This is a genomic window from Pseudomonas sp. (assembly GCF_036387035.1).
Taxonomy (GTDB): domain Bacteria; phylum Pseudomonadota; class Gammaproteobacteria; order Pseudomonadales; family Pseudomonadaceae; genus Aquipseudomonas.
This window is the reverse complement of the sequence record NZ_DASVUM010000094.1, coordinates 1-20005: the sequence shown is the minus strand read 5'-3', so window position 1 is coordinate 20005 and position 20005 is coordinate 1. Positions and strand designations below refer to the sequence as shown.

Below are 20005 nucleotides of genomic sequence, written 5' to 3'. Positions count from 1 at the left end.
GGGACCGGCTTCAGCCGGGAAGCTCTTGATCCTGATCCTGATCCTGATCCTGATCCTGATCTGCTTTTGATCTTCATACGCAAAACGTCCAAACACCACAAATCGCGACTTGGGTGCAGGCTGAACGCAGGTCTCGCGCAGTGGGCCGAGCCGCATGGATGCGGCGAGAGCGCCGTCAGGACATGGATGTCCGTTCGGCGCGGGCCCACGGAGCGGGACCGGAGTGAAGGAACCCGACGAAGTCGGGCCAAGCCAGGAGCAGGCACCCTTGGTTACTTGGGGTGCCTTTCCAAGTAACTCGCCGAAGGCGAAACCCTCTGCCGTTAGGCAGAACCCCTCAAGCGCAACCCGATGTCCGAATATGTCGCAGCGTCGCAAGCACCTTCAGGGCCGCTGTCGTTAAGCTGCGCAGCAGGTGAACAGACGCGCGGCGGAGCCTGCCTGGGCAAAAACCGTGTCGACGTCCACTCGGGCCGATCAAATGTGACGGCACACACACCACGAGCGTTAGTAAAGCAGGCAGCGCAAAACGCGCCGCCCCTTATCACGTTATGCTGACTATGATCGACCAGGCGCAAACGTGACAAACGCTCCAGCTCGACCCGACACACGCATCTCTCCTATATAAAAGCTCAAGCCAATCGGAGTACCACAGATGGCGTTCTTCACCGCAGCCAGCAAGTCCGACTTCCAGCACCAACTGCGAGCGGCACTGGCTCAGCACATCAGTGAACAGGCACTGCCACAAGTGGCGCTGTTCGCTGATCAATTCTTCGGCATCATTTCCCTCGACGAACTCACCCAGCGCAGACTCTCTGACCTGGCCGGTTGCACCCTCTCGGCCTGGCGCCTGCTCGAACGCTTCGAGCACGGCACGCCGCAAGTGCGGGTCTACAACCCCGATTACGAACGTCACGGCTGGCAGTCCACCCACACCGCCGTCGAAGTATTGCACCACGACCTGCCGTTCCTGGTCGACTCGGTGCGCACCGAACTCAATCGCCGCGGTTATAGCATCCACACGCTGCAGACCACCGTGTTGAGCGTACGTCGTGATGAGAAAGGCCAGCTGCTCGAACTGTTGCCAAAAGGCAGCAGCGACGACGGCGTGCTGCAAGAATCGTTGATGTATCTGGAGATCGACCGCTGCGCCAACGCCGCGGAGCTGAACGTGCTGGCACGCGAACTGGAGCAGGTGCTGGGCGAAGTGCGCGTCGCGGTCGAAGATTTCGAGCCGATGAAAGCCAAGCTCCATGAGCTGCTGGCCGGTATCGACGCCACCGAGTACAGCGTTGACCCCGAAGAAAAATCCGAGGTCAAGGTGTTCCTCGAGTGGCTGGTGAACAACCACTTCACCTTCCTCGGTTATGAAGAATTTACCGTCACCAACGAAGGCGAGGGCGGCCAGCTCAGTTATGACCCGTCGTCCTTCCTCGGCCTGACCAAGCTGCTGCGCGCCGGCCTCACCGCTGACGACCTGCACATTGAAGGCTACGCAGTGAACTACCTGCAGGAGCCAACCCTGCTGTCCTTCGCCAAAGCCGCGCACCCGAGCCGCGTGCACCGCCCGGCGTACCCGGACTACGTGTCGATCCGCCAGATCGACGCCGACGGCAAGGTCATCAAGGAATCGCGCTTCATGGGCCTGTACACCTCCTCGGTGTATGGCGAAAGCGTGCGCAACATTCCGTACATCCGCCGCAAGGTCGCCGAAGTGGAGCGCCGTTCCGGGTTCGACGCCAAGGCGCACCTGGGCAAGGAACTGGCGCAGGTGGTGGAAGTGCTGCCCCGCGACGACCTGTTCCAGACCCCGGTGGACGAGCTGTTCACCACGGTCATGTCGATCGTGCAGATCCAGGAGCGCAACAAGATCCGCGTGTTCCTGCGCAAAGACCCGTACGGCCGTTTCTGCTACTGCCTGGCCTATGTCCCGCGCGACGTCTATTCCACTGAAGTCCGTCAGAAGATTCAGCAGGTGCTGATGGATCGCCTGAAGGCGACTGACTGCGAGTTCTGGACCTTCTTCTCCGAGTCGGTGCTGGCGCGCGTGCAGTTGATCCTGCGTGTGGACCCGAAAGTCACCCTCGACATCGACCCGCAACAGCTGGAAAACGAAGTCATCCAGGCCTGCCGTTCGTGGAAGGACGACTACGCCAGTCTGGTCATTGAAAGCTTCGGCGAAGCCCAGGGCACCAACGTCCTGGCCGACTTCCCGAAAGGTTTTCCGGCAGGTTACCGCGAGCGTTTCGCGGCGCACTCTGCCGTGGTCGACATGCAGCACGTGCTGAGCCTGTCCGAAGCCAATCCGCTGGTCATGAGCTTCTATCAACCGTTGTCGGGCGACAAGGCGCAGCTGCATTGCAAGCTGTACCACGCAGATACCCCGCTGGCGCTGTCCGACGTGCTGCCAATTCTGGAAAACCTCGGCCTGCGCGTGCTCGGTGAATTCCCGTATCGCCTGCGCCACACCAACGGGCGCGAGTTCTGGATTCACGATTTTGCGTTCACCTACGGCGAAGGTCTGAAACTGGACCTGCAGCAGCTCAACGACACGTTGCAGGACGCGTTCGTCCACATCGTGCGTGGCGAAGCCGAAAACGATGCGTTCAACCGTCTGGTACTGACGGCCGGTCTGCCGTGGCGCGACGTCGCGTTGCTGCGTGCCTACGCCCGTTACCTGAAGCAGATTCGTCTGGGCTTCGACCTGGGTTACATCGCCAGCACGCTGAACAACCACGCCGACATTGCCCGCGAGCTGACGCGTCTGTTCAAGACTCGCTTCTACCTGGCGCGCAAGCTGAGCGGTGGCGACCTGGACGACATGCAACAGCGTCTGGAGCAGGCGATTCTCACCGCGCTGGACGGCGTGCAAGTGCTCAACGAGGACCGCATCCTGCGTCGCTACCTTGATTTGATCAAGGCGACCATGCGCACCAACTTCTACCAGACCGACGTCAATGGCCAGAGCAAAAGCTACTTCAGCTTCAAGTTCAACCCGCGTCTGATCCCCGAGCTGCCGAAGCCGGTGCCGAAGTTCGAAATCTTCGTTTACTCGCCGCGCGTCGAAGGCGTGCATTTGCGCTTTGGCAACGTAGCCCGTGGCGGTCTTCGCTGGTCCGACCGTGAAGAAGACTTCCGCACCGAAGTGCTGGGCCTGGTCAAAGCCCAACAAGTGAAGAACTCGGTCATCGTGCCGGTCGGCGCCAAGGGCGGATTCCTGCCCCGTCGTCTGCCGACCACCGGCACCCGCGACGAGATTCAGGCCGAAGCCATCGCGTGCTACCGCCTGTTCATTTCCGGTCTGCTGGACATCACCGACAACCTGAAAGAAGGCGTCCTCGTGCCGCCGGCCAACGTGGTGCGCCACGACGACGACGACCCGTACCTGGTGGTTGCCGCCGACAAAGGCACTGCGACCTTCTCCGACATCGCCAACGGCATCGCCATCGACTACGGTTTCTGGCTCGGTGACGCCTTTGCATCAGGCGGTTCGGCAGGTTACGACCACAAGAAGATGGGCATCACCGCCAAGGGTGCCTGGGTCGGCGTGCAGCGGCACTTCCGCGAGCGCGGCATCAACGTCCAGCAGGACAGCATCAGCGTGATCGGCGTCGGCGACATGGCCGGAGACGTGTTCGGTAACGGCCTGTTGATGTCCGAAACGCTGCAACTGGTCGCGGCCTTCAACCACCTGCATATCTTCATCGACCCGAACCCGGACCCGGCGCGCAGCTTTGTCGAGCGTCAGCGTCTGTTCGACCTGCCGCGTTCGGCATGGACCGACTACGACACCAGCCTGATGTCCGAAGGCGGCGGTATCTTCCCGCGCAGCGCGAAAAGCATCGCGATCACCCCGCAGATGAAAGCGCGTTTCGACATCACCGCTGACAAACTGACCCCGACCGAACTGATGCACGCGCTGCTCAAGGCCCCCGTGGACCTGTTGTGGAACGGCGGCATCGGCACCTACGTCAAGGCCAGCACCGAAACCCATGCGGACGTGGGCGACAAAGCCAACGACGCGTTGCGCGTCAACGGCAATCAGTTGCGCTGCAAGGTCGTGGGCGAGGGCGGTAACCTGGGCATGACCCAACTGGGTCGTGTCGAATTCGGCCTGATCGGCGGCGCGACCAACACCGACTTCATCGACAACGCCGGTGGCGTCGACTGCTCCGACCACGAAGTGAACATCAAGATCCTGCTGAACGAAGTGGTCCAGGCCGGCGACATGACCGAGAAGCAGCGCAACCTGCTGCTCGAAAGCATGACCGAAGAAGTGGGCAACCTCGTTCTCGGCAACAACTACAAGCAGACCCAGGCCCTGTCTCTGGCGGAGCGCCGTGCTTACGAGCGCATCGCCGAGTACAAGCGCCTGATGAGCGACCTGGAAGCGCGTGGCAAGCTGGACCGTGCCATCGAGTTTCTGCCGGCGGAAGATCAACTGGCCGAGCGCATCGCCGAGAAGCAGGGCCTGACCCGGGCCGAGCTGTCGGTGCTGATCTCCTACAGCAAGATCGACCTCAAGGAAGCGCTGCTGGAATCTCGCGTCCCGGATGACGACTACCTGGCGCGCGACATGGAGACTGCGTTCCCGCCTTCGTTGGGCGCGAAGTTCTCCGATTCGATGCGTCGCCACCGTCTGAAGCGTGAAATCGTCAGCACGCAGATCGCCAACGATCTGGTCAACCACATGGGCATTACCTTCGTGCAGCGACTCAAAGAGTCGACCGGCATGACCGCGGCCAACGTGGCCGGTGCTTATGTGATCGTGCGTGACATTTTCCACCTGCCGCACTGGTTCCGTCAGATCGAGGCGCTGGACTACAAGGTCCCGGCCGAGATTCAGCTGGCGCTGATGGATGAGCTGATGCGTCTTGGCCGCCGTGCCACGCGCTGGTTCTTGCGCAGCCGCCGCAACGAGCTGGACGCGGGGCGTGACGTGGCGCACTTCGGTCCGCACATTGCAGCGCTGGGCCTGAAGCTAGACGAGTTGCTGGAAGGGCCGACCCGTGAGGTCTGGCAGACGCGTTATCAGGAGTACGTGGCGGCGGGCGTGCCGGAGTTGCTGGCGCGGATGGTCGCGGGCACCAGTCACTTGTACACGCTGTTGCCGATCATCGAGGCGTCTGACGTGACCGGTCAGAATGCAGCGGACGTGGCGAAGGTGTATTTCGCGGTGGGCAGTTCGCTGGATGTGACGTGGTATCTGCAGCAGATCAGTGCATTGCCGGTGGAGAATAACTGGCAGGCGCTGGCCCGTGAGGCGTTCCGTGACGATATCGATTGGCAGCAGCGGGCGATCACGGTGTCTGTGTTGCAGATGGCGAATGGTCCGGCGGACATCGAAGAGCGTCTCAACCTGTGGCTTGAGCAGCATTTGCCGATGGTCGAGCGCTGGCGCGCGATGTTGGTGGAGTTGCGTGCCGCCAGCGGTAACGATTATGCAATGTATGCGGTCGCTAACCGTGAGTTGCTGGACTTGGCAATGAGTGGGCAGACGACTGTGGTTTGATGGTTTAGTCGTCTGTAACAGGAAGCCCCGCGTTGAGAGACGCGGGGCTTTTTTATGGTCCTGTGGAAACTGTTCTAAAGATCAAAAGCGTCTGCCTAGGGGCAGACTGTTTCGCCTTCGGCGAGTTACTTGGAAAGGCACCCCAAGTAACCAAGGGTGCTTGCTCCTGGTTGGGTTCCTCCTTCGTCGGAATACCTTCACTCCGGTCTCGCTCCGTGGGCCCGCGCCGAACGGACATCCCTGTCCTGACGGCGCTATCGCCGCATCCATGCGGCTCGGCCCACTCCACGAGACCTGCGTTCAGCCTGCACCCAAGTCGCGTTTTGCGGTGACTGGACTTTTTGCGTAGGAAGATCAGAAGTAAGGCAGATCAGAAGCGAGGCAGATCAGAAGCGAGGCAGATCAGAAGCAGATCAACAGCTTCCCGGCTGAAGCCGGTCCCACGGGATATACGCGGTGCTTTTGTGGGGCTGGTTTTGGTTGGGGAAGAAGCCAGTCCCACTGACTGCATGCGTTGCTTTTAGTGCTGATCGTGCCCACGCTCTGCGTGGCTATACATCCTTGGACGCTCCGCGTCCATCTCCGGTAAAAGCCAGTCCCACTGACTGCGTGCGTTGCTTTTAGTGGGACCGGCTTTAGCCGGGAAGGCGCTCGCTCAGCCAGGCAAAGGTCGATGACACGACACTGTTGCCGTGGGAGCGAGCTTGCTCGCGAATGCTGTTGATCGTTCCCACGCTCCGAGTGGGCATGCATCCCCGGACGCTCTGCGTCGATCCTCCAAAACGCTGAGCGGTTATTTCAATCGCGCCATGCTGATGGCGTCGACGAGGACGCCGTCGCGTATGGCGTAGTCCCGCAGGCGGCCTTCGGTTTCGAAGCCGAACTTGCAGTACAGCGCCAAAGCGGCTTCGTTGTCGGCAAACACGGTGAGTTCAACCCGGTGCAGGTTCATCCAGTTGTCCGCCACCTCCAGCACGGCGGCCATGAGCCGGGAGCCAACCCCTTTGCCCTGCCAGCCCGCGGCCACGCCCATGCCGATAGCGCCGACATGGCGCTGACGAATGCGCGCGTATTGCTCCAGGCCAATGTTGCCGATCACCTGACCCTGATGCAAAGCGACAAGCTTCACAGACCGGTCATCCGCCCCGGCCAGCCGTTTGCGCCAGACATCGGCGGACTGGTACGGCATCTGAAGCACCTGACGACACACCTCAGGGTCGTTGTACAACGCGGTCACACCCTCGATATGGGCTTCGGTGAAACGATGGATCACAACTTGATCGACAGCAACATTCACTGGATTCGTCCTATGAAAACAGAAGGCGGGGACAGTCTAAGCGGCTGATTGCGGATATGGCTATGGTGACCAACACCCAAAAGTATGGACAACGTGCGTGGTGACGCAGAGCGTCACAGGGCGCATGCCCACGCAGAGCGCGGGCACGATCAACAGCATTCGCGAGCAAGCTCGCTCCAACGGGAACGGTCTCGTCTCATCGGCCTTTGCCAGCCTGAACTGGCGCCTTCCCGGCTGAAGCCGGTCCCACTAAAACACCGCGTACAGTCAGTGGGGCCGTCTTCCCGGCTGAAGCCGGTCCCACTAAAACACCGCGTACAGTCAGTGGGGCCGTCTTCCCGGCTGAAGCCGGTCCCACTAAAACACCGCGTACAGTCAGTGGAACCGCTTTCCCGGCTGAAGCCGGTCCTACGACACCGCGTGCATTCAGTTGAACTGGCGCCGACCCCTGTAGGACTGGCTTTAGCCGGGAAGCTCTTGATCTGCTTCTGATCTTCGAGCACAAAAAGCCTAGACACCGCCAACCGCGACTAGGGTGCAGGCTGAACGCAGGTTCGGCGCGGGCCCACGGAGCGAGACCGGAGTGAAGGAACCCTGACGAAGGAAGGGCCCAACCAGGAGCATAAGCCCTTGGTTACTTGGGGCTTTATCAAGTAACTCGCCGAAGGCGAAACGGTCTGCCGTTAGGCAGGCCCTATCAGCATCACCGCGCAATTCCCGGCTGAAGCCGGTCCTACTAATAAACCAACCATAAAAAAACCCCGCCGGAGCGGGGTTCTTTCAACGCGGTTTCAGCTATTACGCCTGAACAACCGGAATATTAGCGTTGGCCGCAGCCTCGCGGAATTCCGCGATCTGGTCAAAGCTCAGGTAACGGTAAACATCGGCAGCCATGCTGTCGATCTTGCCCGCGTACTCCATATACTCCTCGACCGTCGGCAAACGACCCAGAATCGACGCAACCGACGCCAACTCAGCCGAAGCCAGGTAAACGTTGGCACCGTCACCCAGACGGTTCGGGAAGTTACGGGTCGACGTCGACACCACGGTCGAATTCGGCTCCACACGTGCCTGGTTACCCATGCACAGCGAGCAGCCCGGCATTTCCATGCGCGCGCCGGCCTTGCCGTAGATGCCGTAGTAACCTTCCTCGGTCAACTGATGAGCATCCATCTTGGTCGGAGGCGACAGCCACAGACGCGTCGGCAACTGACCCTTGACCTGCTCCAGCAGCTTGCCCGCAGCACGGAAGTGACCGATGTTGGTCATGCACGAACCGATGAACACCTCGTCGATTTTCTCGCCAGCAACGCTCGACAGCAAACGGGCGTCGTCCGGGTCGTTCGGCGCGCAGAGCACAGGCTCTTTAACGTCGGCCAGATCAATCTCGATGATTTCGGCGTATTCGGCGTCCGCATCGGCTTCCAGCAACTCGGGGTTGGCCACCCAGGCTTCCATCGCCAGAGCACGACGCTCCAGGGTACGCGGGTCGCCGTAGCCTTCGCCGATCATCCAGCGCAGCAGGGTGATGTTGGACTTCAGGTACTCGGCGATGGACTCTTTCGACAGTTTGATGGTGCAACCGGCAGCAGAGCGTTCGGCCGACGCGTCAGACAGTTCGAAAGCCTGCTCGACGGTCAGGGTTTCCAGACCTTCGATCTCCAGAATGCGACCGGAGAAAGCGTTCTTCTTGCCTTTCTTCTCGACCGTCAGCAGGCCTTTCTGAATCGCGTAGTACGGAATCGCATGAACCAGGTCACGCAGGGTGACGCCCGGTTGCAGCGTGCCCTTGAAGCGGACCAGGATCGACTCCGGCATGTCCAGCGGCATAACGCCGGTGGCCGCGGCAAACGCCACCAGACCGGAACCGGCCGGGAACGAGATACCGATCGGGAAACGGGTGTGCGAGTCGCCACCGGTGCCGACGGTGTCCGGCAGCAGCATGCGGTTCAGCCAGCTGTGGATGATGCCGTCGCCCGGGCGCAGGGAAACGCCGCCGCGGGTCATGATGAAGTCAGGCAGTGTGTGGTGAGTCTTGACGTCAATCGGCTTCGGATACGCCGCAGTGTGGCAGAACGACTGCATCACCAGGTCGGTGGAGAAGCCCAGGCACGCCAGGTCTTTGAGTTCATCACGGGTCATCGGACCGGTGGTGTCCTGAGAACCGACCGTGGTCATCTTCGGCTCGCAGTAAGTGCCCGGACGGATACCGTCGGTGCCGCAGGCCTTGCCGACCATTTTCTGCGCCAGGGTGAAACCCTTGGTGCTGGCAACCGGAACATCGGGCAGTTTGAACAGCGTTGATGGCGGCAGACCCAGCTCGGCGCGTGCCTTGCCGGTCAGACCACGACCGATGATCAGCGGAATACGGCCGCCAGCACGGACTTCGTCGAGCAGCACAGGCGTCTTCAGTTCGAAGGTTGCCAGCACGTCGTCGGTGCCGTGTTTGGTGACTTTGCCCGCGTACGGGTAAACGTCGATCACGTCGCCCATGTTGATGTTCGACACGTCGAACTCGATCGGCAGGGCGCCCGCATCTTCCATGGTGTTGTAGAAGATCGGCGCGATCTTGCTGCCGAAGCAGAAGCCGCCGGCGCGTTTGTTAGGCACGTTCGGGATGTCGTCGCCGAAGAACCACAGCACCGAGTTGGTGGCCGATTTACGCGAGGAACCGGTACCGACCACGTCACCGACGTAGGCGATAGGGAAGCCCTGGCCGCGCATTTCTTCGATCTGCTTCATCGGACCGATGGAGCCTTGCACGTCAGGCACGATGCCCTCGCGGGCCATTTTCAACATGGCCAGGGCGTGCAGCGGGATGTCCGGGCGGGACCAGGCATCAGGCGCAGGCGACAGGTCGTCGGTGTTGGTTTCGCCGGTGACCTTGAAGACGCGCAGGCTGATTTTCTCGGCCAGGGTCGGACGCTTCTGGAACCACTCGCCGTCAGCCCAAGACTGCAGCACGCCTTTGGCGTGTGCGTTGCCGTTCTTGGCTTTTTCAGCGACGTCGTGGAAGGCGTCGAACATCAGCAGGGTGTGCTTCAGTTGTTCTGCGGCGACCGGTGCCAGCTCGGCATCGTCCAGCAGGTCAACCATGGTCACGATGTTATAGCCGCCCTGCATGGTGCCGAGCAGTTCAACGGCGCGCTTTTTGTCCAGCAGAGGGGAATGAACTTCGCCCTTGGCCAGGGCAGAAAGGAAACCGGCCTTGACGTAGGCAGCTTCGTCAACGCCTGGTGGAACGCGATTGGTGATCAGGTCAAGCAGGAAAGCTTCTTCGCCAGCCGGTGGGTTTTTCAGCAGCTCGACCAGGCCTGCAGTTTGTTCGGCGTTAAGCGGCTGGGGCACGATACCCTGGGCGGCACGCTCTTCGATGTGTTTACGGTAGGCTTCAAGCACAGTATTACCCTCATCAGTGGTCCCAAATGGTTGTCCGGGACGCTCATCCAGGAATTACCCGATACCTGCACGACGAAACTTTTTGAGTTCCTTGGTCAGGGTAAATCGGCAATTCCTTACAGAAGCTGTTTTCAAAGTTTTACGCCTGCAGGACGGCTGATGAGTGTTGACGAAGGCGCGAAACCTGCGTCAACACCGACTGCGGGGTTAACTTGACTGTGCTCGTGACGCTTTGAAAACAGCTTCCAACGGACATTGGCGCCTTAAAAGGCTCGCTGATTCTACGGCAAAACTCTGCCAAAGGTAAGTTAAGCCCTACACCTTCGGGGGTGAACACTGTTAGACAAAGGGCTAACATGTGGGCTTGTCACGCCTTTCGTTGCCCTGTCCGCCATGCCCAATCAAATCATCAAAACGCCCTGCGTAGGCCTTTGCTCCACTGTTTACGGGGATCTGGTCTGTCGTGGCTGCAAGCGTTTTCATCATGAAGTGATCAACTGGAACGGCTATAACGAGGCTGAAAAACGTGCGGTGTGGCTGCGCCTTGAGCAACTGCTGGTGCAGGTCATGACCGCCAAGCTCGAAGTGTTCGATGCCGAAAAACTGCGCCTGCAACTGGTGCAGCGCAAGATTCGCTTCGTGCCCAACCAGTCCGAGTACTGCTGGGCTTATCAGCTGATCGCCCGCGGTGCGCGGGTGATCTCCAATATAGAAGCCTATGGTCTGGCGCTGTTGCCGGAATTCCGCGACTGGCCGCTGCCGGATCTGCGCGACGCCATCGATCGAGAGTTTTTTCTGCTTTCCGAGGCCCACTACGAGCGCTACATCGCGCCGGGTTTCCTCAAGGATGCATTCGGGGGCTAGGGATTTGTTGGAGCGAGGCTTGCCCGCGAATGGCTATTCCGGTCGCGATATTCATTGCGTGAAATGACGCTTTCGCGGGCAAGCCTCGCTCCTACAGATCGATTTTCAACTTCAACCCTTCACCCAGACCTCTTCCAGATGTCTGACGATTTCATCGGTCTTGAGCACCAATACGTCGCTTTCCAGTGAATCCAGTACCACTTCGGCGGTGTTGCCGATCAGTGCGCCGGAAATTCCGCTACGGGCGACGGTGCCTATGATGGTCACGACTGCACCCAGCTGACGGGCGGTGAACGGGATCAGGACGTCGGCGGGCCCTTCGGCGATGTGCAGATGATCATCATCAACCTCGAACTCGGTCTGGAACGCCTGACATTGCTCGCGATAGCGTGCTTCGATGGTTTCCTTGAGTTGGAATACCGGGTCGGCCGCCGACAGCATTGGTGACGGATGTGCGGCGATCACGTGTAACTGGGCCTTGGCCAGGGCGGCGATGTCAAAGCCGCGATCAATGATGTCGTAGTGCAGAGCGCGGTGCTCGCCGTCGGCGTTACCCACGTCAACCGCCGCCAGAACCACGCCCTTCACCCACGACCTGTCGGTCTTGACCATCAATACCGGGCTTGGGCAGCGACGCAATAGCTTCCAGTCCTCGGGCGTCAGCAACGCTTTCTTCAGCGGATTGTCGGGAAAGTGCTGTTTGATCACCAGCCCGCAGCCTTCAGCCTGTTGCACCTGGATGATGGTTTTGTGCTGGCTTTCATTCCACGCTTGCTCGGCCGTGGCGCTAAAGCCCTCGTCATGCAGGCGTCGTTTGAGTTCGACCAGTAGCGCGTTATGCGGATGGTTTTTCCGGTCGCAGATCAGCAAATGCAGATGCGCCTGGGTGACGCCCGCGATCAGTCGCGCCCGTTTGAGCGCCAGACTGTCAGGATGATCGGGCTCGATGACCACTAGGATGCTGCGAATGGCTTGCATGAATTGGATCTCCCGGCTGCATAAGCGCCCGGTAACTATAGTTGCGCTGCCCGGAATCGGGCGTTGATTCAAGTCAATTTCATTTATATCGCGGGACTTCGGTCGGCCTCGTATAATGCCGGGCTTTGTCATCCAGCCATCCGTGAACTCATGTACCCGATCCCTGAAATAGAAGCCTTCCTGCTTTGCCGCACCCCCGACAGCTGGGTCCAGGCCGCTTTGCGCAATCTGGACATCCTGTTGATCGATCATGCGAACAATGAAAAGAAGGCTGCCGGGGCGGCATTTCAGTTTATGTTCCAGTACAACGACAAGTTCGACCTGCTGAGCAAGATGTCGCGGTTGGCCCGGGAAGAACTGCGCCATTTCGAACAAGTCATCGCCATCATCCGCAAGCGCGCCATCCCGCTGGTCAATATCAGCTCCGCCCGTTACGCCGGTTCGTTGCGCAAGCTGGTGCGCAATCACAATCCGTACCGCCTGACGGATGCGCTGATTGTCGGCGCGATTGTCGAAGCGCGTTCCTGCGAGCGCTTTGCAGCGTTGGTCCCGCATCTGGATGAGGACCTGGCCAAGTTCTATTCCAGCCTGTTGAAATCCGAGGCGCGGCATTTTCAGGACTATCTGAAACTGGCCCATACCTATGGCGACAAGGCGGATGTGGAGGCCAAGATTCAGGAGATTCTGCTTGCCGAACGTGAGCTGATCGAAAGCCCGGATGAAGAGTTTCGCTTTCATAGCGGCGTGCCTGCGCTGGCTTGATTCTTCTCGCTATATAGAAGGCGTCCTCGGACGCCTTTTTTACGTCTGAATAGTAAGCCTGCTAATAAAAGCTTGGCCATTTGCTGCCTAAGCAGTAACATTATGTAACTCGCTGCCTAGGCAGTTACTTTGGTGGATGCATGAAACATTTCAGTCCCGCTGACCTGAATTCTTCAATCATGGGAATGCTGATCGGCCGAACCAACTCGGTGAAGGATCGCTTGCTGGACAAGCATCTGATCCCGTATGGCGTCACTTCCTCACAGTTCAAGGTGTTGATCATCGTGGCGCGGGGCGGTTTTGACACACCGGCGGAATTGTCCCGTTGTCTGTCGCTGGACAGCGGCTCGATGACCCGCATGCTCGACCGTCTGGAGCAAAAGGCGCTTTTGGTTCGCAGCCGTTCGGCGACTGATCGACGCCAGGTGCATCTCGCGTTGACCGCCGAAGGTCAGGCGCTTTCGGACCGCTTGCCGCAGATCGGCGCCGACGCACTGAATGATCTGCTTGGCGTACTGGAGGCCGAGGAGGTTGCCAGTCTGGAGCGCATCCTGACCAAGATCCTGGTAGGAGCCGATGATCACACCACCATTACTCGTCTGAGCTTCAAAGACACGGGTGCAACATGAACCGCACGATTTTGCAGGCGCGCCATAGCCTGTTGTTGCTTGCCCTGAGCCTTGCCGGCTGCGCCAATTACAGCGGTCTGGTCACCGAGGGGCAAAGCCTCGATGCCAAGACCCTGCACAGCGAACGCAATCTGCAGGACATCACCCTCTCACCCGCTGCGTGGCCCAAGCGCGATTGGTGGAAAAACCTCGGCGATCCGCAACTTGACGGCCTGATCAGCGAAGCCCTGCGCGACAGCCCGGACATGCAGGTCGCCAGCGCGCGTACTCATCAGGCGATGGCCACTGCGTATGCGGCCGACGCCGCGCGCATGCCGACCGTTGATGCTGACGCCAGTATCAGCCGCTCGCGCCTGGCCAAGGATCAGGACCCGAGCGGTGTGGGCGGGCGTTACAGCACGTTGCGCAGCATGGCGGTCAATTTCAATTACAACTTCGACCTTTGGGGCGGCCAGCGTGCCGCCTGGGAAGCGGCGCTGGGCCAGGCCCGAGCCGCCGAAGTCGATCAGCAGGCTGCGCAGTTGACGCTGGCCGCCGATGTAGCGCGCGCCTACAGCGATCTGGGTCAGGCTTATGTGGTTCGTGACCTGGCGACTGAAGATCTCAAGCGCACCCGGCAACTGCTGGATCTGGGCGGTCGTCGCCTACAATCCGGGATCGACAGCCAGTATCAATACCAGCAGACCGAAAGCCTGGAGGCGAACTCCCAGGAACAGCTGATCGACGCCGACAAGCGTCTGCGCAGCGCGAAAATCGCCCTGGCGGTGTTGCTCGGCAAAGGCCCGGACCGTGGCGAGGATCTGTTTCGGCCCAAGGTTCTCAAGCCTGCTGTGGTGGCATTGCCGTCGTCGTTGCCCGCTGAAATGTTGGGCCGTCGCCCGGACATCGTTGCCGCACGTTGGCGGGTCGAGGCGGCGAGCAAGAACATCGTGGCCGGCAAGACCAATTTCTACCCGAACCTCAACCTCAGCGCTGCGGCGGGCACCGAGTCGTTGCTGGGTGATGCGCTGTTCGGCTCGGCCAGTCGTTTCTTTAATATCGCCCCGACCATTTCCCTGCCGCTGTTCGATGGCGGCCGACTGCGCGCCGACCTCGACGCGCGGGATGCCGATTACGACTTGGCCGTGGCGCAATACAACAAAAGCCTGATTCGGGCCTTGGGCGACGTCAGCGACAACATTGGTCAGCTGCGCGCCATGGACGGCCAGATCCAGGCTCGGCAGCACGCCACCGATGTCATCCAGCAATCCTTCGACACCGTGACCCAGCGTTACGGCTCGGGCATCGGCAATTACCTGGATGTGCTGACCATCGAACAGCAACTGCTGCAATCCCAACGCCAACTGGCTGATCTCAACGCCGAACGAATCGATTTGTCGATCCAGTTGATGCAGGCCCTGGGCGGCGGTTTCGAGGGGCAAGGTCCTTCGGAATCAACGAGACCGGCCACTTCATCAGCTGCTTCGCTGACTAACACAAGGTAATTGTCATGGCCACTGCCACTAGCGAAAACACATCCGCGCCCAAAGACCAGGCTGACAACGCCAAAGCTCAGGATGGCAATAAAGACAGCAATCCACGCAAGCGTAAATTCCTTCTGCTGGGACTGTTATTGATCGTGATTCTGTGCGCGCTAGGCATCTGGGCCTGGCACGAACTTTACGGGCGCTGGAGCGAGAGCACCGACGACGCTTATGTGAACGGCAACGTGGTGGAAATCACTCCGCTGGTTACTGGCACCGTGATCAGCATTGGCGCTGACGATGGCGATCTGGTCCGTGAAGGTCAGGTGTTGTTGCGCTTCGACCCGAGTGACGCCGAAGTGGGACTGCAAAGCGCCGAGGCCAATCTGGCCAAGACCGTGCGTCAGGTGCGCGGTTTGTACAGCAATGTCGACGGCATGAAAGCTCAGTTGGCGGCGCAGCGCGCGGAAGTGAAGAGGGCGCAGGATAATTACAGCCGCCGGAAGAATCTCGCCGCTGGCGGGGCGATTTCCCAGGAAGAGCTTTCCCACGCGCAGGATGACCTGACCAGCGCGCAAAGTGCCTTGAACAATCTGCAGCAACAATTGGCCAGCAGCGTTGCCCTGGTGGATGACACCGAAGTTTCGTCGCATCCCGACGTCAAAGCCGCCGCCGCGCAATTGCGTCAGGCGTACCTGGCCGATGCCCGCAGTACGTTGATCGCTCCGGTAACCGGTTATGTCGCAAAACGCACCGTGCAGCTGGGCCAGCGCGTGCAGCCGGGCACGGCCATGATGGCGGTGATCCCGCTGGATCAGTTGTGGATCGACGCCAACTTCAAGGAAACCCAGTTGGGCAAGATGCGCATCGGCCAGCCGGTGGAAATCGAGTCTGATCTGTACGGCAGCGACGTGAAATACAGCGGCACCATCGACAGCCTGGGCGCCGGCACCGGCAGCGCGTTTGCGCTGTTGCCTGCACAGAACGCCACCGGTAACTGGATCAAGATCGTCCAGCGCGTGCCGGTGCGGATTCACATCAATGCTGACGAACTGGCCGAGCATCCATTGCGCATCGGCCTGTCGACAGTGGTCGATGTCAATCTGCACGACCAAAGCGGCCCGGTGCTGGCCCAGCAACCGCCGAAGAAGGCCTCGTTCAGCACCACGGTGTACGAACAGCAACTGGCTGACGCCGATGCTTTGATTGCGCGCCTGATCCACGAAAACAGCCCCGCGACCGGCAAGACTGCCCAGCGCTGAACCGCCCATCCGTAGCCCCGTCCTGCAAGGTCGGGGCGCCGCCAGAGTTTTCAGGGATTCGCGATGAGCGCCAACGCCCCCGCTTCATTTACGCCGCCCAGCCTCCTGTTATGCACCATCGGCCTGTCTCTGGCGACGTTCATGCAGGTGCTGGACACCACCATCGCCAACGTCGCCTTGCCGACTATCTCGGGTAACCTCGGGGTCAGTTCGGAGCAGGGCACCTGGGTCATCACCTCGTTCGCCGTCAGCAACGCCATTGCCTTGCCACTGACCGGCTGGCTGAGCCGCCGCTTCGGCGAAGTGAAACTGTTTTTGTGGGCGACGATTCTGTTCGTGGTTGCCTCGTTCCTGTGCGGGATTTCCCAGTCGATGCCCGAGCTGGTGGGCTTTCGCGTGCTGCAAGGCGTGGTCGCCGGGCCGTTGTACCCGATGACGCAGACCTTGCTGATTGCCGTCTATCCTCCGGCCAAGCGGGGGATGGCCCTGGCATTGCTGGCGATGGTCACGGTGGTCGCGCCCATTGCCGGGCCGATCCTCGGCGGCTGGATCACTGACAGTTACAGCTGGCCGTGGATTTTCTTCATTAATATCCCGATTGGTCTGTTCGCCGTGCTGGTGGTACGCATGCAGATGGCCAAGCGTCCGGTGGTGACCAGTTATCAGCCCATGGATTACGTGGGCCTGCTGACGTTGATCATTGGCGTCGGAGCGTTGCAGATCGTGCTCGACAAGGGCAACGACCTGGACTGGTTCGAATCGAACTTCATTGTGATCGGCACCGTGATTTCGGCGATTGCCTTGTCGGTGTTCATCATTTGGGAAATGACCGACAAGCATCCCATCGTCAATCTGCGCCTGTTCGCGTTTCGCAATTTCCGTATCGGCACCATGGTGCTGGTGGGAGGTTACGCGGGATTCTTCGGCATCAATCTGCTGTTGCCGCAATGGTTGCAGACGCAAATGGGTTATACCGCGACCTATGCGGGGCTGGCGGTGGCCCCCATCGGTATCCTGCCGGTGCTGATGTCGCCTTTTGTCGGCAAATATGCTCATAAGTTCGACCTGCGCTTGCTGGCTGGCCTGGCTTTCCTGGCAATCGGCACCAGCTGCTTCATGCGCGCCGGGTTTACCAATCAGGTGGATTTCGAGCACATCGCCCTGGTGCAGCTGTTCATGGGTGCGGGCGTGGCGCTGTTCTTCATGCCGACCTTGAGCATCCTTTTGTCTGACCTGCCACCCAGCCAGATCGCCGACGGTTCCGGGCTGGCGACTTTCCTGCGTACGCTGGGCGGCAGCTTTGCCGCGTCATTGACCACCTGGATCTGGATTCGTCGGGCGGATCAGCATCATGCGTATCTGAGCGAGAACCTCAGCACTTATGATCCAGCGACGCGCGACGCATTGAGCAGCCTGGGCGGCGCCAGTCCACAGGCGTACGCGCAGTTGGAGCAGACGCTCAACAGTCAGGCGTACATGATGTCCACGGTGGATTATTTCTACTTGCTGGGTTGGGTGTTCATGGGGCTGATCTTGCTGGTGTGGCTGGCCAAGCCGCCGTTTGCCGCCAAGGCCGGGCCGGCGGCGGGCGGCGGGCATTGATCTTTTGAGCGGTGAGAAACCGTGGGAGCGAGCTTGCTCGCGAAGGGGTCGGTACAGCCTTCGCGAGCAAGCTCGCTCCCACAGCTCATTCAGGCGTTAAAAAATCAAACGCACTCAAGGCAAAGCCCTGTTCGTCGACCTGCAACGCCCAGCCTTGTTTGTCCCAGTCACCGAGCACGATGCGGCGGGCGGCGTCATCGCCGATTTGCAGCTTGTGGATCGCCGGTCGATGGGTATGACCGTGGATCAGGGTTCGTACGCCATATTGGGTCATGACCTTTGGGACTTCCTCGGGCGTGACGTCAACGATGTCGTTGGTTTTCATGCGGGTCTGCGCCCGACTTTCGCTGCGCAGCTTGCGCGCCAGCTTGTAGCGCGTACTTTTGGGCAGATTGCGCAACACCCATAACGTCAACGGGTTGCGCAGGATACGACGCATGCGGATGTAGGCTTCATCCCGGGTACACAGGCTGTCGCCGTGCATCAACAGCACCGGCTCACCATTCATCTGTACGACGCTGGGGTCGCGCAGCAGTGTGCAGCCTGCCGCCTTGCAAAATGCGCGGCCAATCATGAAGTCACGATTGCCGTGCATCAGAAAAATGTGCGTGCCGCTGTCGCTCAATTGGCGCAGGGCTTCGCAGATCGAGCGCTGGAACGGCGACATGGCGTCATCACCGATCCAGGCTTCGAAAAAATCCCCGAGGATATACAGCGACTCGGCAGCGCGAGCGCGGCCGGCGAGCAGATCCAGAAACGCCCGGGTAATGTCCGGGCGCTCCTCCTCAAGATGCAGATCGGAGATCAGCAATATCACTCAATGATCTCGGCTTTCTCGATGATCACGTCTTCAGCCGGTACATCTTGGTGGCCGGATTTGCTGGTGGTGGAAACACCTTTGATCTTGTCGACGACTTCGGTGCCTTCAACGACTTTGGCGAATACCGCGTAGCCCCAGCCCTGAGTGGTCTTGGCGCTGTGGTTCAGGAAAGCGTTGTCGCCGACATTGATGAAGAACTGCGCGGAAGCCGAATGCGGCTCCATGGTGCGAGCCATGGCCACGGTGTACTTCTCGTTTGGCAAACCGTTGTCAGCTTCGTTCTGGATGCTTGGGCGCTTGTCTTTCTTTTCTTTCATGCCTGGCTCAAAACCGCCGCCCTGGATCATGAAGTTGCCGATGACACGGTGGAAAACGGTGTTTTCGTAGTGGCCGGCTTTGACGTATTCGATGAAGTTGGCAACGGTCAGTGGCGCTTTTTCAGCGTTGAGTTCCAATACGATGTCGCCGTGATTGGTGGTCAATTTTACTTTGGACATGGAAAAGTCGCTCTTTTTGATTCATGGATGGGGCGCGATATAACCCTGACGCGCAGTTTACAGAGGTGGTTACATAATTCGGTCGAGTTTTTAACTCGCGTGTTTTCGCAGAGTGTGCTGTTAGCCTCTTGACGGCATCGGCTATGATAGGCGCTTTGATTTAGTCGGCCTACCCTGGCCGCGCACTTGTATTGTCCAAGGATCCTATGAGCAAGCCCACTCAAGACCCCGTTGCGAATTCCAAGGCAGGCCCTGCTGTCCCGACCAATTTCCTGCGCCCGATCGTCCAGGCTGACCTGGATGCCGGCAAGCACACGAAGATCGTCACGCGCTTTCCGCCTGAGCCCAACGGCTATCTGCATATCGGTCATGCCAAGTCGATCTGCGTGAATTTCGGGCTCGCCAAGGAATTTGGCGGCGAAACGCATCTGCGCTTTGACGATACGAACCCGGCCAAGGAAGACCAGGAATACATCGATGCCATCGAAAATGACATCAAGTGGCTGGGCTTCGAATGGTCCGGCGAAGTGCGCTATGCCTCGCAGTATTTCGACCAATTGCACGACTGGGCAGTCGAGCTGATCAAGTCGGGCAAAGCCTATGTCGACGATCTGACCCCCGAGCAGGCTCGCGAATATCGCGGCAGCCTGACCGAACCGGGCAAGAACAGCCCGTTCCGTGAGCGCAGTGTCGAGGAAAGCCTGGACCTCTTCGCCCGCATGAAGGCCGGTGAATTCCCGGACGGCGCACGCGTGCTGCGCGCCAAGATCGACATGGCTTCGCCGAACATGAACCTGCGCGACCCGATCCTGTATCGCATCCGTCACGCACATCACCACCAGACTGGCGACAAATGGTGCATCTACCCGAACTATGACTTCACCCACGGTCAGTCCGATGCCATCGAAGGCATCACGCAC

13 protein-coding genes are annotated in these 20005 nt (G+C 59.8%); 8 read left to right on the top strand and 5 right to left on the bottom strand.

The window, feature by feature from the left end:
• Window positions 1-655 precede the first annotated feature (655 nt).
• Window positions 656-5512 carry an NAD-glutamate dehydrogenase gene (locus tag VF672_RS08850; RefSeq protein WP_331103738.1) on the top strand — a complete coding sequence of 1619 codons (4857 nt, stop codon included), beginning with the start codon at window positions 656-658 and terminating at the stop codon, window positions 5510-5512.
• Between the two features lie 793 nt (window positions 5513-6305).
• On the opposite strand, the gene VF672_RS08845 is transcribed toward VF672_RS08850, so the two are convergent.
• Window positions 6306-6809 carry a GNAT family N-acetyltransferase gene (locus tag VF672_RS08845; RefSeq protein WP_331103736.1) on the bottom strand — a complete coding sequence of 168 codons (504 nt, stop codon included), beginning with the start codon at window positions 6807-6809 and terminating at the stop codon, window positions 6306-6308.
• 798 nt (window positions 6810-7607) lie between these two features.
• Window positions 7608-10208: a bifunctional aconitate hydratase 2/2-methylisocitrate dehydratase gene (gene acnB, locus VF672_RS08840; protein WP_331103734.1), complete on the bottom strand. Its 2601-nt coding sequence runs from the start codon at window positions 10206-10208 to the stop codon at window positions 7608-7610.
• 393 nt (window positions 10209-10601) lie between these two features.
• Between acnB and VF672_RS08835 the strand changes: the two genes are divergently transcribed.
• A complete protein-coding gene (locus VF672_RS08835; protein WP_020288799.1) occupies window positions 10602-11072 on the top strand; it encodes a DUF1289 domain-containing protein in 471 nt (156 codons plus the stop codon).
• 111 nt (window positions 11073-11183) lie between these two features.
• On the opposite strand, the gene VF672_RS08830 is transcribed toward VF672_RS08835, so the two are convergent.
• Entirely contained in the window at window positions 11184-12050 is an 867-nt protein-coding gene (locus VF672_RS08830; RefSeq protein WP_331103730.1) for a universal stress protein, read from the bottom strand.
• Between the two features lie 150 nt (window positions 12051-12200).
• Between VF672_RS08830 and VF672_RS08825 the strand changes: the two genes are divergently transcribed.
• The 5 genes from VF672_RS08825 (at window position 12201) to VF672_RS08805 (ending at window position 17768) form a co-directional block, all read left to right on the top strand.
• Window positions 12201-12812, top strand: a complete 612-nt coding sequence (locus VF672_RS08825) for a tRNA-(ms[2]io[6]A)-hydroxylase (RefSeq protein ID WP_331103728.1) — start codon at window positions 12201-12203, stop codon at window positions 12810-12812.
• Between the two features lie 140 nt (window positions 12813-12952).
• Window positions 12953-13441 carry a MarR family winged helix-turn-helix transcriptional regulator gene (locus VF672_RS08820; RefSeq protein ID WP_331103726.1) on the top strand — a complete coding sequence of 163 codons (489 nt, stop codon included), beginning with the start codon at window positions 12953-12955 and terminating at the stop codon, window positions 13439-13441.
• Entirely contained in the window at window positions 13438-14925 is a 1488-nt protein-coding gene (locus tag VF672_RS08815) for an efflux transporter outer membrane subunit (RefSeq protein WP_331103724.1), read from the top strand. Before VF672_RS08820 ends, VF672_RS08815 begins: the two co-directional genes overlap by 4 nt.
• A 5-nt stretch (window positions 14926-14930) precedes the next feature.
• Window positions 14931-16166: an efflux RND transporter periplasmic adaptor subunit gene (locus VF672_RS08810; protein WP_331103722.1), complete on the top strand. Its 1236-nt coding sequence runs from the start codon at window positions 14931-14933 to the stop codon at window positions 16164-16166.
• 63 nt (window positions 16167-16229) lie between these two features.
• On the top strand, window positions 16230-17768 hold the full coding sequence (locus VF672_RS08805; RefSeq protein WP_331103720.1) for a DHA2 family efflux MFS transporter permease subunit: 1539 nt from the start codon (window positions 16230-16232) through the stop codon (window positions 17766-17768).
• Window positions 17769-17853: 85 nt separating this feature from the next.
• Here VF672_RS08805 and lpxH read toward each other — a convergent pair whose 3' ends face one another.
• Both lpxH and VF672_RS08795 read right to left on the bottom strand, forming a co-directional pair.
• The gene (gene lpxH / locus VF672_RS08800) at window positions 17854-18585 is read right to left on the bottom strand and encodes a UDP-2,3-diacylglucosamine diphosphatase (protein WP_331103718.1); all 732 of its coding nucleotides are present in this window, start codon (window positions 18583-18585) and stop codon (window positions 17854-17856) included.
• Entirely contained in the window at window positions 18582-19085 is a 504-nt protein-coding gene (locus tag VF672_RS08795) for a peptidylprolyl isomerase (RefSeq protein WP_331103716.1), read from the bottom strand. Before VF672_RS08795 ends, lpxH begins: the two co-directional genes overlap by 4 nt.
• A 206-nt stretch (window positions 19086-19291) precedes the next feature.
• On the opposite strand from VF672_RS08795, the gene VF672_RS08790 reads away from it, so the two are divergent.
• The coding region (locus VF672_RS08790) for a glutamate--tRNA ligase family protein (protein WP_331103714.1) at window positions 19292-20005 on the top strand (714 nt) is incomplete at its 3' end.

Coding starts and splice junctions, on each gene's coding strand:
- VF672_RS08825 (WP_331103728.1), top strand. CDS start 12,201: ATGTACCCGATCCCTGAAATAGAAGCCTTCCTGCTTTGCCGCACCCCC.
- VF672_RS08850 (WP_331103738.1), top strand. CDS start 656: ATGGCGTTCTTCACCGCAGCCAGCAAGTCCGACTTCCAGCACCAACTG.
- VF672_RS08820 (WP_331103726.1), top strand. CDS start 12,953: ATGAAACATTTCAGTCCCGCTGACCTGAATTCTTCAATCATGGGAATG.
- VF672_RS08830 (WP_331103730.1), bottom strand. CDS start 12,050: ATGCAAGCCATTCGCAGCATCCTAGTGGTCATCGAGCCCGATCATCCT.
- VF672_RS08810 (WP_331103722.1), top strand. CDS start 14,931: ATGGCCACTGCCACTAGCGAAAACACATCCGCGCCCAAAGACCAGGCT.
- VF672_RS08815 (WP_331103724.1), top strand. CDS start 13,438: ATGAACCGCACGATTTTGCAGGCGCGCCATAGCCTGTTGTTGCTTGCC.
- VF672_RS08835 (WP_020288799.1), top strand. CDS start 10,602: ATGCCCAATCAAATCATCAAAACGCCCTGCGTAGGCCTTTGCTCCACT.
- VF672_RS08795 (WP_331103716.1), bottom strand. CDS start 19,085: ATGTCCAAAGTAAAATTGACCACCAATCACGGCGACATCGTATTGGAA.
- VF672_RS08805 (WP_331103720.1), top strand. CDS start 16,230: ATGAGCGCCAACGCCCCCGCTTCATTTACGCCGCCCAGCCTCCTGTTA.